A 15,620-nucleotide genomic window follows, 5' to 3' on the forward strand; every position below is an offset into this window, starting at 1 on the left:
TTAGATTAAATAGTTACTTATTTTGTAGTTTACCGGGTAAAATCCAATAGCTTTTATTGCAAATAATAATTTTAGTTGTTATAATTTCCTTGTGAGTTGAAGGATTGACACTCACATATATTTTTTTGATTGGATGGGTCTTGTTATGCCACACAGGGACATAAACGGTCCCAGTGATGAATTCGTGAACCTGAGTAACAAGTTAGGGTGGATCGAAGCTGTGGCGCCGGATTTTTTAAATACTTTGCGCAATCGCTATCGTATTTTGCAAAATTTGCAGTGGTTGCAGCCAATCGGTCGCCGTGTATTAGCGACGGAACTAGACGTCTCAGAGCGAGTCTTGCGGCGTGAGACTGATTTGTTCAAGAAAAATGGGTTAATTGATTCATCTAAATCTGGAATGATGTTAACCTATAAGGGTACAGAATTGGTACGTATTTTGGATATGATTATGGGTGAGTTAAACGATAATTCAGTTACTGAACAGCGTTTAGCGACACTACTAAATATTCAAACTGTTATTGTTGTTCCAGGTGATAGTGCTCACTATCAACGTGTCATGGATAGTATGGGCAATCAGTTGAATCGGTTGTTGGATAAGATCTTGCCTGCAGGATTTTCGACGATTGCCGTGATGGGCGGAACTACGATGTCAGCCGTTGCTCAATATCTAACTCCTGATTTGTCTAACCAGCGCAATTTATTATTTGTTCCTGCGCGTGGCGGACTAGGTGAAACAGTTTCTATCCAGGCTAATAGTGTTTGTGCGGAAATGGCGCATCATAGTGATGGTCATTACCGAGCATTATATGTTCCAGAAGATGCTAGTGCCGAAAGTATTCAGCCTCTGCTCCATGAACCTGTAGTGAAATCAGTTTTGGATTTGATTCATAAAAGCAATACCGTGATTCATAGTATTGGTCGTGCCAAAACTATGGCTAATCGACGAGAGATGTCTTCTAAAACAATTGCATTATTAGAAGAAAAAAAAGCTGTTTCAGAGGCTTTTGGCACATTTTTGGATCAACAAGGTAACATTGTGTATAAGATACCGAAGATCGGTTTACAGGTCTCGGATCTTACTAATATTTCTCATGTAGTGGCAATTGCTGGTGGTGCTGGTAAAGCCGATGCAATTTGCTCTTATATGAAAATTGCCCCTCATCAGACGATTTTGATTACTGATGAGGCGGCCTCAGAAGCGATTTTAAGGGATAATAGCCTTTAAAATAAAAATAAATTTCCTGAAGGAGGAAATCTTATATGACTACAAAAGTAGGTATTAATGGTTTCGGACGTATTGGTCGTTTAGCATTACGTCGTATTTATGAAGTGGCAAATGGCGATTTGGAAGTTGTTGCTATCAATGACTTAACATCTCCAGATATGTTGGCACATTTATTAAAATATGATACAGCGCATGGTAACTTCAAACATGAAGTTTCTGCTACAGATAACGCTATTGTTATTGATGGCAAGAATATTCCTGTATATGCAGAATCAGACGCTCGTAATATTCCTTGGGTTAAAAATGACGGTGTTGAATTGGTACTTGAAAGTACAGGTTTCTACACATCAAAAGAAAAATCACAAGCTCATATTGATGCTGGTGCTAAGAAAGTTCTTATTTCCGCTCCAGCTGGTGATTTGAAAACAGTTGTTTACGGTGTAAACGACGACACAATCAATAAAGATGATCAAATTATCTCTGCAGCTTCATGTACAACTAACTGTTTAGCACCAGCTGCTAAAGCTCTTAATGATGCTTTTGGTATCCAAACAGGTACAATGACAACAATCCATGCTTATACAGCTACTCAAAAATTACAAGATGGTCCTGATCGCGGCGGTAACAAGCGTAATGCTCGTGCAGCTGCACAAAACATCATCCCTCATTCAACAGGTGCTGCTAAAGCTATTGGTTTAGTTATTCCTGAATTGAAAGGTAAACTCGATGGACATGCACAACGTGTTCCAGTTATCACTGGTTCTTTAACTGAATTAGTTGCTATCTTAGACAAGAAAGTTACAGCTGATGATGTTAATGCTGCTGTTAAGAAAGTTACTGAAGGCAACGAATCATTCGGTTACAACGATGATGAAATTGTTTCATCTGATATCATCGGTACAGAATTTGGTTCCGTATTTGATCCAACTCAAACACAAGTTGTTGAAGGTGCTAATGGCGCACAAGTTGTTAAAGTTGTTGCATGGTATGACAATGAATCTGGTTTCACAGCTCAAATGATCCGTACTTTGCAAAAATTTGCAAGCATGTTGTAATCCGTAGCTATCTAAAATAGTATATGAATTACTTTTAAGAAGGCGGAGGGAGGTTTCTCCTTCGGTCTTTTTTTATTGAAGTGAAAAATTGGGAGGCAAATTAATGAGTAAATTAATTGTTTCGGATGTCGATGTAAAAGATAAAAAAGTTTTGATGCGTGCAGATTTCAACGTTCCAGTTAAAGACGGCGCAATCACCAATGATAATCGGATTGTGGCTGCTTTACCAACTATCAAATATATTATTGATAATGGTGGCAAATTAATTTTATTGTCTCATTTAGGTAGAATTAAAAGTGATGCTGATAAAAAAGCTCTAACTTTAAAGCCCGTGGCTCAACGTCTATCGGAATTATTAAATAAAGATGTAAATTTTGTACCAACTAACGAAGGCACGCAATTAGAAGATGCTATTGCTAAGATGCAAGATGGCGATATTCTTTTAATGGAAAATACACGTTTTCAAGATATTGATAATGATTTTGGCAAGCGCGAAAGTAAAAATGATCCTAAATTAGGTCAGTACTGGGCTTCACTAGGTGATGTATTCGTTAATGATGCTTTTGGTACAGCACATCGTGCTCATGCTTCCAATGTTGGAATTGCTGATGCAATGAAGGCTGCTGATAAACCTGTTGCTGCTGGATTCTTAATGGAAAAAGAAATCAAATTTTTAGGTAATGCAGTGGAAAATCCGGTCCATCCATTTGTTACAATTTTGGGTGGGGCTAAGGTTTCTGACAAAATTGCCGTTATCGAAAATTTAATTCCTAAATCCGACCATATCCTGATTGGTGGCGGTATGGCTTATACTTTCTTAGCTGCTCAAGGATACAAGATTGGTAAATCATTATTCGAAGCTGATCGTGTTGAAATGGCTAAGGATTTATTGGCTAAAGCTGGCGATAAGATTGTTTTACCAATTGATCATGTCGTTGCTACAGAATTCTCTAATGATGCTCCACACGAAGTAACTGAAGGTGTGGATATTCCTGATGACATGATGGCTTTAGATATTGGCCCTAAAACAGTTGAATTATTCGAAGATAAGTTAAAGGGTGCCAAAACAGTTGTTTGGAACGGTCCAATGGGTGCCTTTGAAATGAGTAACTTTGCTAATGGTACTTTGCAAGTTGGTAAAGCACTTGGTGATTTACAAGATTCAACAACGATTGTTGGTGGTGGCGACTCAACAGCTGCAGCACAACAATTAGGAATTGCTGATAAGTTGAGCCATATTTCTACTGGTGGTGGCGCTTCCTTAGAATACTTGGAAGGTAAACAATTACCTGGTATTGCAGCTATTTCTGATAAATAATTAATTACGAGGAGAAAATTTATTATGCGGACACCAATTATTGCTGGTAACTGGAAAATGAATAATAATCCAGCGCAAACAACAGAATTTGTTAATGCTGTGAAAAATCAATTGCCTGATTCTGACAAAGTAGAAGCTGTCATTGCTGCTCCGGCAGTAGACTTACCAGCTCTTTTAGCAGCAGCTAAGGGATCAAACTTAAAAACAGCTGCCGAAAATTGTTATTTTGAAGATGCGGGTGCTTTTACTGGTGAAACTAGTCCTAAAGTTTTGCATGAAATGGGTGTTGATTACATTGTAATCGGTCATTCTGAACGTCGTGATTATTTTCATGAAACTGATAGTGATGTCAATAAAAAAGCTCACGCAATTTTTAAAAATGACATGTTACCAATTATTTGTTGTGGTGAATCATTAGAAACGCGCGAAGCTGGCAACGCTGAGACTTGGGTTCAAGAACAAGTTACAGCAGCTTTAAAAGATTTGAGTGCTGAACAGGTTTCTTCATTGGTTATTGCTTATGAACCAATCTGGGCAATTGGTACTGGTAAAACTGCTACTTCTGAACAAGCACAAGAAATTTGTCATATTGTGCGCGAAACTGTTAAGAATTTGTATGATGATGTAACTGCCCAAAAAGTACGTATTCAATATGGTGGTTCAGTAAAACCTGCTAATGTCAAAGAATTGATGGCAAAACCGGATATTGATGGTGGCTTAGTTGGTGGTGCTAGTTTAGATCCCCAGTCTTATTTACAATTAGTAAATTATCAAGATTAATATGTTTAATTGCTATCAGTTAAATGTTAAAATTAAAAGAGTTATTGGTCTAAATAAAGGAGAATACGAATGTCTTTAATTACTGATATTTTAGCTCGTGAAATTTTAGATTCACGTGGCAATCCAACTGTTGAAGTGGAAGTTTACACTGAATTGGGAGGCTTTGGTCGTGCAAGTGTTCCATCAGGTGCTTCTACAGGTGAACATGAAGCCGTTGAATTACGTGATGGCGATAAATCCCGTTTTATGGGACAAGGTGTTTTAAAAGCAGTCAAGAATGTTAACGATATTATTGCTAAAGAAATTGTTGGCATGGATGTTACTGATCAACGTGCGATTGATCAAAAAATGATCGAAGTTGACGGTACTCCTAATAAAGGTAAGCTTGGCGCAAACGCTATTTTAGGTGTTTCTTTAGCTGTTGCTCATGCTGCTGCTGATGAATTAGGTTTACCTTTATATGAATATTTAGGTGGACCAAATAGTCATGTTTTACCAACGCCAATGATGAATGTCATTAATGGTGGTAAGCATGCCAACAATAATGTTGATTTCCAAGAATTCATGATTATGCCTGTTGGTGCTAAGAGTATCCATCAAGCAATTCAAATGGGTTCAGAAACTTTCCACAATTTAGCTGCGATCTTAAAAGAACGTGGCGATTCGACTGCTGTTGGTGATGAAGGTGGTTTCGCACCAAACAACATGAAGAATAATGAAGAGCCTTTCCAAGTTTTAGTTGAAGCTATCGAACGTGCAGGTTATAAGCCTGGTGAAGAAATTGCAATTGCGTTTGACTGTGCATCTTCTGAATATTACAATACTGAAACTGGTAAATATGATATGAAAGGTGACGGTAAATCTTATACAGCTGAAGAAATTGCTGATTTATTAGCCGATTTAGTTGCTAAATACCCTATTGTATCCATTGAAGATCCTTTGGATGAAAACAACTGGGAAGATTGGCAAATGCTTACCGAAAGATTGGGCGATAAAGTTCAATTAGTCGGTGATGACTTGTTTGTAACTAACACTGATTACCTTGAAAAGGGAATTAAGATGGGTGTTGCTAATTCAATCTTAATTAAAGTTAACCAAATCGGTACTTTAACTGAAACTTTTGAAGCTATTGAGATGGCTAAAGAAGCTGGTTATACTGCCATTGTTTCTCACCGTTCTGGTGAAACAGAAGATACAACTATTTCTGACTTAGTTGTGGCTACTAATGCTGGCCAAATTAAGACTGGTTCTATGAGTCGGACAGACCGGATGGCTAAATACAACCAATTGATGCGCATTGAAGAACAATTAGGTTCAGCTGCTGACTACAAAGGACAAGCTAGTTTTTACAACGTTAACAAGTAAAAATATTTTTTAAACTAATAAAACTCCCAACATTAATTTTGGGGGTTTTATTTTTATTACATCAATTTTGTTATTGTAAATCTTTTTGTTAAACATTTAACAAATTTATGGTACTGAAATAAAAAAGTGTTAATATATTCACGAATACATTTTTATAATTACAAATTGGGGGTTGTCTATAATGAAGGCAGCAAGAATTTATGGTCAAAAAGATTTACGAATCGAAGATTTGGATATTGAAGATCCCAAAGCTGATGAAGTTCAAATCAAAGTGCATGATGTCGGCATTTGTGGTAGCGATATTCACATGTATCAAGAAGGAACAGGTATCCCGTATGAGAAGCATCCATTAACTGGCAAAACGGTGCCAATTACCGAAGGACATGAATTTTCTGGTGAAGTTGTACAAATTGGTTCTGCAGTAACTAATTTTGCAGTGGGTGACCATGTTTGTGTGGAACCCGTGCTTGCTTGTGGCAAATGTGAATTTTGTCGCAAAGGTTTATACAATTATTGTACTCAAGGTGTTGGTCCAGATGGTAGCTTACAATTTATTGGCTTTAGTGCTGATGGTGGCATGGCTGAATTGGTGAATGTTAATGAAATGTACACCTTTAAATTACCTGATGGCATGGATTATGAATTAGGCGCTTTGGTAGAACCTGGAGCAGTAACTTACGAAGCAGTGCGTGATAGTGGTTTGATCACTGGACAAACTGTGGCGGTTTTGGGTGCAGGACCGATCGGTTTATTGACTGCTTTAATGGCCAAATACGCTGGAGCTACTAAAGTTTATATTGCTGATTTAGTTCCTGAAAGATTGGCTAAGGCTAAAGAATTAGGCTTTAGTGATGTGATTAATTCAGCTGAAGTAGATATTGTAGAGCATGTTTATGATGAATTGCCCAATGGTGTAGATGTGGTTTTTGAATGTGCTGGCGTGCAGCCGACGCTCAATCAAGCTGTGCAATTAGTGGCTCCAGCTGGAGTTTTGGAAATCGTGGCTTTATTTAATGGCGATTATACTTTGGATATTACAACTTTGCAGAATAAGGGGGTTGATGTGCACACCATTATGGGTTATGCTAATTGTTTTCCACCAACAATCGGCATTATTAACGAACATCAAGCTACTTTTAAGAAGTTAGTAACAAAACGAATTAGTTTGGATCAAGCAGAAAAAGGTATAAAATCCTTAATGACTGATAAGAACCAAGTTAAAGTAATGATTGAGCCTCAAAAGTAATTTAGTAATGTGGGCTTATTGATAATTTATTTCAGTCAAAGAATATTTTGGGGTGTAATTATATGAAATTGAGTAAGAATTTAGTAAAAATGATTGCATTGTTGGAAATTGCTACGTTTGTTGTTGGTAATACTAGTGTAGTAAAAGCCAGTAGCAACAGTAGCCATAAACAAGAGCAAGTAAGTCGTCATCATCTTCATAGTAAGAAAAATAACAATGATAATCTCCGCAAAAATAGTTCTTCCCAAACCAGCAAGCATTCAACAGCATCGGTAACGGTAGTTGGCGAGCAAAATCCAGGAATAGATATTTCACCAGTACTTCATTTTCTGGGTTTCTGAATTAAATGATCAGCATGTAATGAATGTTTTTATAGTTTAAAAATCAATTTTTCCCTCATTGATTTAATGATCGATGAGGTTTTTATTTACGCTAACTCTTTTTTAGTAAACCCTCATCAATCAATGATAAATTAAAAAAGCGGATCTGCAATATTATTGTTCATTGCAGGGCTATTTTTTTGCTTTCCAAGAAATTATTTATTAACATAAATGATTAATTATCATTTTATAAATTTAACTTGAATGTGATAAATTTGTCACTTATAATGACCTTGATTGGAATTTAATTCAATCAAATAAATAATTTTTTTGGGGGCAAAATTGTATGAAATTGAATAAAAATCTAATGAAGTTGGTTGCATTATTTGAGGTTGCTGTTTTTGTCGGTGGTGGTGCTAGTGTTGCACAAGCTAGTCACCATAATCATAACAACAATAATCAAGAGCAAGTAGATCGTCATCACCACAATAACAACGATCATCATAACAACAATGATCATCATAACAACGATCATCATAACAATAATAATGATCACCACAATAACAACGATCATCATAACAATAATAATAATCACCACAATAATAACAATTCTTCAAGCAATAATAACCATTCAACGTCAACGGTTACTAGTGCTTATCAACAAGGTGATGCCTTTAATCAAGTTCAGTTGAAAAATGTAGCTTCAAGTAATGTACAATTTAAGGTAGGTTCTGCTTACAGCGTAGACATTCAAGATACAACAGTTAATCCTATCCAAACGCAAGAAAAGAATTCTAAATTAGTTATTAGTCAATCAGGACGTAATCAAAATGCTAATGCAGACGATTATTCAATCGTGGTTACAGTGCCAAGTTCTTCTTCATTAGATAGTATTGATGCCAGTGTTGGAAAAGGCCAAGTACAAATTTCAGATTTAGATTTGACAGCACAAAGTACAGTTAGCTCCAATTCTGGACAAGTAACAATTAGTGATTCCACTTTTAATGGTCTAAAATTTGATGCTAATTCCGGTAACTTAGAGTTGGACAATTCACAAGTTAATCGGTTAGTTGCAGTAGGTAACTATTCTGAAGTTAATGTTAACAATACTAACTTGACTGGTTACAATAAGATTAATGGTAACAATGTTCGAGTTTCTTTGAATAATGTTGCTGATGATCTTGGGTTAAGTGTCAAAGGTGCAATAGTTAATGCTGACTACTATGGCACACACTATGGTTATAGTTTCACCCAAAATAGAAATGCCAGTGATGAATTAGATATTACCGGTCGTTCATTGAATGTTAGCGTTCAATAATTTTAATTATTTTCAATAAAATCTCTCTATTTAACCACATAGGTCTGGTGATCTGTGTGGTTTTTTATTATGAAAGCAAACGACAATAACTAGTAAATAATTATGCTTTATGTTATCCTACTAATAGTGCCTTAACGGAGGTTTGAAACGTGTATAGTTTATTGACTGATATTTTAATTATTGATTCTATTTTGATTGTCATTGCCGTTATGATGCAGCCACAAAAGCAACAAGATGCTTTGAATGCTTTGTCAGGTGGTGCAGGTGATTTATTTAATAACCAGAAGAAACGGGGCTTTGAAGCATTCATGGAAAAAGTTACAGTCTTCTTAGCCGTTGTTTTCTTCGCTTGTGCCTTAGCTTTAGCTTTTATGTCGTCAAAATAATCTTTCAATCCTCCTGTTGTATAACAACAGGAGTTTTTTATATATAATGAGGTTATTATGAATATAGTAGCGCCACAGACATTATTTATGAAAGCAAAACCCAGTGAAAGAAATATTTTATTTTTACATTCTTATACTGGTAGTCCCAATGATTTTAGAATTATTGGGCATTCATTAGTACAAAATAATATGAGTGTCTATTTACCACTTTTTACGGGACACGGGACAAGTAATCCAATTGATATTTTACAAAAAGGCAGTGTAGATGCCTGGTGGAAAGATACTTGTCGCGCTATTGAACACCTAACTACGAAACATTTAATAGTGATTGGCTTGTCTTTGGGAAGTATTTTTGCCTTAAGAGCGCTAGTTGAGTATCCGCAAATTGAGGCAGGTGTGGTATTAGGTTGTCCAGTGGAAGCCACTGATTTTACAGCAGTTAATGCTGGATTTTATCAATATGTTCAAAAAATAGATACCTTACAGCAAGTAGATGTTGCTACGAAGGCACAGCATATGCGAATTGCGCAACAAAAGTTACCAAAAGCTCTACACGATATTCAAAAACAAGCTGTGCAAGTCAAACAACAATTAAAAGCCATCAAACAACCACTTTTCATTGGACATGGTCAAGAGGATCAAATTATTGACCCTAAAGTTGCCTTAAATTTGGTAGATAATTTTCCCGATCAGCAAGTTAACTTGCATATTTATCCAAAAGCGGGCCATGTAATTACTGTCAATCAGGCACGTCCTGCTTTGACTCATGATTTAATTAAATTTTTAACAGTAAATTAGGAGCAAATAATGACCTTAGAAAAAAATAAATTTATTGCGGATATTCTAGAAATTTTCCGTAATTATCCTGAACGTAAATATACGACGCAGCAAATTAATGATATTCTGCATCTTAGTGGTACGAATAAATATAATGATGTGTTAAAAGCCTTGGCTGTTTTAGAAGGCGAAAAAAAGATTATTGCTACTAGTAACAATAATCAGTTTAAATTAGCACCTATTAATCAAACTGTAATTGGTAATTTTCGTGCCAACGATCGTGGTTTTGGTTTTGTGCGCTATGACGATGAAGAACCTGATATTTTTATTGCGCGCCCAAATACGAACCATGCCATTAATGATGATGAAGTAGAAGTGAAAATTATTAAGCCGGTTAATCCATGGGGTGATAATGGTGCTGAAGGTAAAATTACTAACATTATTGAGCATGGTGTGAAGCAAATTGTTGGTGAATTCATGCCTTACAGTGATGTTCAAGTTAAAAAAACGGGGTTGCTAGGCTATGTAAAAAGTCATGAAAAGAAATTGGCTAATAATTTAGTTTTTATCAAAGATACGGGTATTTTGCCACAGATGGGCGATATGGTCCAAGTAGAAATTGTTGAGTATCCTAGTGAAAAAGCTCCTCGTAGCATGAAAGGGATTGCTCTAAAAACTTTGGGCAATAAAAACGCTCCCGGTGTCGATGAGCTATCAATTGTTTATCAAAATGATGTTAAAGATGAGTTTCCACAAGAGGTTTTACAGTCTGCGCAACAAGTGCCTGATCATTTAACAACTGCTGATTGGCAAGGACGTCGTGATAATACTGAACAAATCACCGTAACCATTGATGGCGATGATTCTAAGGATTTTGATGATGCCGTGACATTGTGGAAGTTGGAAGATGGTAATTATCATTTAGGAGTTCATATTGCTGATGTTACTCATTATGTAAAATCGGGGACACCATTAGATATGGAAGCTTATGAAAGAGGAACGAGTACGTATTTAGTGGATCGTGTAATTCCGATGTTGCCTTTTCGGTTGTCTAATGGAATTTGTTCATTAAATCCTGATGAGGAGCGTTGTGTTTTAACTTGTGATATGGAAATTACGCCTCAAGGAGAAATTGTGAGTCATGAAATTTATCCTAGTGTTATTCGTTCACACGCACGTTTAACTTATGATAATGTTAATAAAATTATTCATGGTGATGAAGAAGTTCGGTCACAATATGCCCAACTTGTACCAATGCTTGAAGATATGGCTCAATTGCATGATATTTTATTTAAAGTACGTCACGAACGCGGTGCAATTGACTTTGATGAAACAGAGGCTCAAATTATTGTCGACAATCAAGGTAAACCAATTGATATTAAACTGCGAAATCGTGATACGGCAGAAATGATGATTGAATCATTCATGCTTGCAGCCAACGAAACAGTAGCCAAGCATTTTAGTAGTTTACATGTGCCTTTCTTATATCGGGTGCATGAGCAGCCTGATCCAGAAAAAGTCAAAACATTCTTTGAGTTAGCTAATTCTCTTGGACTTTCAGTACCGGGTGATGCTAAAAATGTTACCCCAAAGATGTTTCAAACAGTTTTAGAAAAAGTAGCTGATCAACCTCAAGAAGCAGTTATTACAACAATGTTATTACGTAGTTTGCAACAAGCTAGATATTCACCGGAACCTTTAGGACATTTTGGTTTGGCAGCGACTGATTATACACATTTCACTTCACCGATCAGACGTTATCCTGATTTAATGGTTCACCGCATGATCCACAGTTATGCGCAAGAAGGATTAGGTGAAGATGTGCAAAATAAGTGGGATGAGCAATTAGACGAAGTAGCTGTGCACACTTCAGCTTGTGAACGTAAGTCTATTGATGTTGAACGTGCTGTAGATGATTTGAAAAAGGCCGAATTTATGGAGGATAAAGTTGGTCAAAAATTCGAAGGTGTTATCAGTGGTGTAACTAGTTTTGGGATGTTTGTTTCTTTGGATAATACGGTTGAAGGTTTGATTCATATTTCTAATATGTTAGATGATTATTATGAATACAATGAAAAAATGTTATCCATGGTTGGAAAAACTACTCATAAAATCTACACAATGGGTGATCCCATCGAAGTTAAGTTAATTAGAGCTGATGCTGAACAACGTCAAGTGGATTTTGAGCCAGTATTAACACTAGAAGAACAAAAAGTAGCTGATAAAGAAAAAGCACGTCGCGAGCAGCAAAATAATCGCCGGCACACTACCAAAACGCAGCATGGTAAATCGCAACGCAATTTTAAACATCGTTCTAATAAATATGAAAACAATAAGCAAAAAACGCAGCACTAAGGAGGGAGTTCCTTGAAAAAACATCCCAAAGCAAGCAATGAAGTTGCTAATAATAGAAAAGCTCGTCATGACTATAATATTTCAACAACATATGAAGCAGGACTTTCATTGACTGGAACAGAGATCAAATCAATTCGAGCTGGTCGAATTAATATTCGTGATGGTTTTGTGCAACAGCGTAAAGGAGAATTGTGGTTAGCTAATGTCCATATTAGTCCTTATGATCAGGGCAATCAGTTTAATCATGATCCATTGCGTGATCGTAAGTTATTATTGCATAAGAAGGAAATCGCTAAAATTAGTGGACAACTACAAACCAAGGGCATCACGGTGATCCCGTTAAAAGTTTATTTAAAGCATGGCTTTGCAAAGGTTTTGCTAGGGGTAGCGGAAGGGAAAAAGCAATACGATAAACGCGAGACAATTAAACGACGGGATCAAGACCGTGAGATGCGGCGTAATCTAAAAAATGTTTTGAGATAAGACTCTTTGCAAACCTGCTTTGTGAGGAGCTTTTTTTATGGTATTGAACATTACAGCAGAATATTTACTCTATCGTTTAGACAATTTATTATTTCAGCAAAATATTAAAATAAATTCTTTAACGCAATTTTTAAAATATGTACCAGTCAGCCGTAGTACAATTTATCGCCATTTTGCTGGCGGCTTAGATGAATTATATAAGCAGGTCGCGCTTCGCAAATTCACACCGCTTTTGCAACACAATTTTACTAGTTGGCAGCAAGTGACTAGTTTTTCAGTGGCTTATGTCCAAAAACATCATTTTGGTGTGCAATCTTTATATCATTATTTGACTAAAATTGATCAGCAATTGGTCTTTACTAAGTTAATCAAGAACATGTTATTGCAGCAATTAGTCTCTTTAGAAAGCGATGTTTTTATTTTGGAATTTTTAACTGGTGCAATTTGGCAGCAATGGCAAATTTGGCTAGATAGTAGTTTACAAGTAGACCAAGAAATTATCATAAAACGATTATCAACTGTTGATTTATTAATAAAAAATAACTTATTAAATGAAATAATTTCAAAAAACGACTCAAAATGAAATGATTGGCTAATATTATCACTTTTGTTAAAGGACTTTTTTGATATATTTAAGAAGTCATGACGACAATTTTAAATAATGAGGAGGAAACTAGCTGATCGAAAAAGGTGGTGATTGCAAGCACCGCCTTTTTTCGTGTCAACTTTTTATTAATTGTTGCACACTTTTTTGAATGTCTGAACTGTTAGTAATCATTGATATTACAGCACTGCCTGCTACTTTAATTTGTGAAATAGCGCTGATGTTATCGGCTGTAATTCCGCCAATTGCTACTATAGGTCGAGTAGCTATTGTTTTAAGTTGCGCTAAACCACACGGTCCAATAGATGGCGCGGCATCTTCTTTAGAATTAGTCACAAATATTGGACCACAACCATAATAATCAATTCCTGTAATTTGGTTAGCAATTTCAATTTCTTGTTTATTAGAGCAAGATAATCCTACGATCATTTTTGATCCTACTTTTGTGACGACTTGTTGAATTTTGGCGTCGCTTTGACCAACATGAACACCATCAGCATTTATTTGTTGCGCTAGTGTAACATCATCATCAACAATAAATGGAACTTGATATTGATGGCATAATTGTTTCAATTTGAAAGCTTCTTCTAAGCGTTGCTGATGACTTAACATAGCATGCGGTCCTTTATCGCGGAATTGATAAGCAGTAATTCCTGCTTTTAAGGCTTGCTGAACAATAACTATTAATGATTGTTGCGGTGTTAAATCTTGGGTGCCACAAACAAAATAGGCTTTGAGTACATCTGGATTAAAGCTCTGCGTTTTTATTTACCTCCTGATAGGCCCAGTGATTTAAGGGACCATGTCCATGGCCAACTTGAATTGTTTTTTTAATAGCTAGATTGATAAAATCTTTTGCTATATGAACTGCTGTTTTTAGCGGGATACCTCTAGCTATTTGGGAGCATATACAAGCTGATAAAGTGTCGCCAGTTCCATGGGTGCGTGGTGTAATAATACGCGGGGCGTTCAACCATAAATCTGTATGATCCAAAAATAAGCAATAATCGCTAACTTGCTGACCTTTTGCATGTCCGCCTTTAATGATGACATTTTTAGCACCTAAGTCTTGTAATTTTTTAGCAGCTAACTTGATGTCATTTGCATCTTTAATTTCTTGATCAACTAAACGTTGTGCTTCTATGATGTTGGGAGTGATCACTGTTGCTAGGGGAAATAGTTGTTGTTTAACTAATGAAATAGCTTCATCGGTCAATAAAATGGCTCCACCTTTGGCAACCATAACAGGATCGACAATTAATGGTCCAAAATCATATTTTTTTAAATTATTGACAACGTATTGAACATGTTGTACATCACCCAACATACCGGTTTTACAAGCTCTAATCTGGAAATCAGCGGCGATAGAAGCAAATTGAGCATCAATAATTTCTTTTGGCAACATGAAAGATTGTTGGACGCCTAGGGTGTTTTGTGCAGTAACGGCAATTATAACACCAGTGCTAAATGTATGACATTCTTGCATGGTTTTTAAGTCAGCCATCATTCCTGCACCCCCACCTGAGTCAGTACCGGCAATGGTTAATACTTGTGGAAAAGAATTAATTTCAGAATTCATCTTTATAACTCCTCATAATCGGCGATAGCAGAAATTTGTTGAGATTCTGCTAAAAATAATTGATCCAGTAAATTTACAGTGAAACTGCCTGGACCGATGCATTTATCTTTAGCTGCCAGTTCACCAATTGCAGCAAATACTAAGGCCGCCGTTTGGGCAGCTTCAAAATAATCTCCCTTACTGACAGCTGCAAAAGCACCAACAATGCTCGTTAACATATCGCCTGAGCCAACGTGGATTGCGAATAATTTGGTACCATTGTGAACAGCAGTAACACGATTGCCATCGGTAATATAATCCGTTTTGCCACTCATTAAAATAATACAATGAAATTTCTTAGCAACTACTTTAGCCATTTCAACTACATTACTGTCACCAAAACCAGCATCAATCCCCTTAGCTTGCCAACTAAAGTTCGCTAAAGCAGCAATTTCTCCCGCATTGCCGCGAATTACAGCCACTGAGAAATCTTGTAATAACTGCAGTGCGGTTTGTTTGCGGTAACTAATTGCGCCGACAGCCACTGGATCCAAGACAATCGGGTTATGTGCGAAATTAGCTTCTTGACCCATTTTTTTAATATGTGCAATTTGAGTTTGCGTAAAAGAACCCAAATTTAAAGCTATAGCATCACTAATCGCGACCATTTCTTTAGTTTCGGCAATTTCTTCAGACATGATAGGCGATGCGCCTAATGCATTTAGACCATTAGCTACATCTTGTACGGTGACAAAGTTGGAAATATTCAATACTACTGGATTTTGTTCACGCAACTTATCTAACCATGCTAGTTTCACTGGCTCTTC

Annotated in this window: 16 protein-coding genes; 13 read left to right on the forward strand and 3 right to left on the reverse strand. The window is 36.4% G+C overall.

The annotated features are described in order from the left end of the window. The first annotated feature begins 190 nt into the window (after positions 1 to 190). The 13 genes from MOO47_RS06420 (at position 191) to MOO47_RS06480 (ending at position 13,214) form a co-directional block, all read left to right on the forward strand. The gene (locus MOO47_RS06420; RefSeq protein ID WP_249513559.1) at positions 191 to 1,228 is read left to right on the forward strand and encodes a sugar-binding transcriptional regulator; all 1,038 of its coding nucleotides are present in this window, start codon (positions 191 to 193) and stop codon (positions 1,226 to 1,228) included. 35 nt (positions 1,229 to 1,263) lie between these two features. Beyond that, the gene (gap, locus tag MOO47_RS06425) at positions 1,264 to 2,283 is read left to right on the forward strand and encodes a type I glyceraldehyde-3-phosphate dehydrogenase (protein WP_249512630.1); all 1,020 of its coding nucleotides are present in this window, start codon (positions 1,264 to 1,266) and stop codon (positions 2,281 to 2,283) included. A gap of 103 nt (positions 2,284 to 2,386) precedes the next feature. Further along, positions 2,387 to 3,601 (forward strand): phosphoglycerate kinase, encoded by a 1,215-nt coding sequence (locus MOO47_RS06430; RefSeq protein WP_249512631.1) that lies wholly within the window; start codon positions 2,387 to 2,389, stop codon positions 3,599 to 3,601. A 24-nt stretch (positions 3,602 to 3,625) separates the two neighbouring features. Further along, complete coding sequence (tpiA, locus tag MOO47_RS06435; protein ID WP_249512632.1) at positions 3,626 to 4,381, forward strand: triose-phosphate isomerase; 756 nt, start codon at positions 3,626 to 3,628, stop codon at positions 4,379 to 4,381. 69 nt (positions 4,382 to 4,450) lie between these two features. Beyond that, the gene (gene eno / locus MOO47_RS06440; RefSeq protein WP_249512633.1) at positions 4,451 to 5,746 is read left to right on the forward strand and encodes a phosphopyruvate hydratase; all 1,296 of its coding nucleotides are present in this window, start codon (positions 4,451 to 4,453) and stop codon (positions 5,744 to 5,746) included. Positions 5,747 to 5,927: 181 nt separating this feature from the next. Then, positions 5,928 to 6,992, forward strand: a complete 1,065-nt coding sequence (locus MOO47_RS06445; RefSeq protein ID WP_249512634.1) for an alcohol dehydrogenase catalytic domain-containing protein — start codon at positions 5,928 to 5,930, stop codon at positions 6,990 to 6,992. Between the two features lie 62 nt (positions 6,993 to 7,054). After that, positions 7,055 to 7,333, forward strand: a complete 279-nt coding sequence (locus tag MOO47_RS06450; RefSeq protein WP_249512635.1) for a hypothetical protein — start codon at positions 7,055 to 7,057, stop codon at positions 7,331 to 7,333. Positions 7,334 to 7,658: 325 nt separating this feature from the next. Beyond that, entirely contained in the window at positions 7,659 to 8,630 is a 972-nt protein-coding gene (locus MOO47_RS06455; RefSeq protein ID WP_249512636.1) for a DUF4097 family beta strand repeat-containing protein, read from the forward strand. A gap of 149 nt (positions 8,631 to 8,779) precedes the next feature. After that, positions 8,780 to 9,016, forward strand: a complete 237-nt coding sequence (gene secG / locus MOO47_RS06460) for a preprotein translocase subunit SecG (RefSeq protein ID WP_249512637.1) — start codon at positions 8,780 to 8,782, stop codon at positions 9,014 to 9,016. A gap of 57 nt (positions 9,017 to 9,073) precedes the next feature. Further along, positions 9,074 to 9,814: an alpha/beta hydrolase gene (locus MOO47_RS06465; protein WP_249512638.1), complete on the forward strand. Its 741-nt coding sequence runs from the start codon at positions 9,074 to 9,076 to the stop codon at positions 9,812 to 9,814. Positions 9,815 to 9,823: 9 nt separating this feature from the next. After that, on the forward strand, positions 9,824 to 12,148 hold the full coding sequence (gene rnr, locus MOO47_RS06470; RefSeq protein ID WP_249512639.1) for a ribonuclease R: 2,325 nt from the start codon (positions 9,824 to 9,826) through the stop codon (positions 12,146 to 12,148). A 12-nt stretch (positions 12,149 to 12,160) separates the two neighbouring features. After that, positions 12,161 to 12,631, forward strand: coding sequence for an SsrA-binding protein SmpB (gene smpB / locus MOO47_RS06475; RefSeq protein WP_249512640.1), 471 nt, complete (start codon positions 12,161 to 12,163; stop codon positions 12,629 to 12,631). A gap of 37 nt (positions 12,632 to 12,668) precedes the next feature. Next, complete coding sequence (locus MOO47_RS06480; RefSeq protein ID WP_249512641.1) at positions 12,669 to 13,214, forward strand: hypothetical protein; 546 nt, start codon at positions 12,669 to 12,671, stop codon at positions 13,212 to 13,214. Between the two features lie 138 nt (positions 13,215 to 13,352). Here the strand turns inward: MOO47_RS06480 and thiE are convergent, their stop codons facing one another. Genes thiE through thiM form a run of 3 tightly spaced genes read right to left on the reverse strand, consistent with a single transcriptional unit; the run spans position 13,353 to position 15,611 of the window. Next, positions 13,353 to 14,003 (reverse strand): thiamine phosphate synthase, encoded by a 651-nt coding sequence (gene thiE, locus MOO47_RS06485; protein ID WP_249513560.1) that lies wholly within the window; start codon positions 14,001 to 14,003, stop codon positions 13,353 to 13,355. Further along, a complete protein-coding gene (thiD, locus tag MOO47_RS06490; protein WP_249512642.1) occupies positions 13,984 to 14,814 on the reverse strand; it encodes a bifunctional hydroxymethylpyrimidine kinase/phosphomethylpyrimidine kinase in 831 nt (276 codons plus the stop codon). Before thiD ends, thiE begins: the two co-directional genes overlap by 20 nt. Positions 14,815 to 14,816: 2 nt before the next feature. Next, positions 14,817 to 15,611, reverse strand: a complete 795-nt coding sequence (gene thiM / locus MOO47_RS06495; protein ID WP_249512643.1) for a hydroxyethylthiazole kinase — start codon at positions 15,609 to 15,611, stop codon at positions 14,817 to 14,819. Positions 15,612 to 15,620 lie beyond the last annotated feature (9 nt).

Source organism: Bombilactobacillus thymidiniphilus (assembly GCF_023380245.1).
GTDB classification, from domain to species: Bacteria; Bacillota; Bacilli; order Lactobacillales; family Lactobacillaceae; genus Bombilactobacillus; species Bombilactobacillus thymidiniphilus.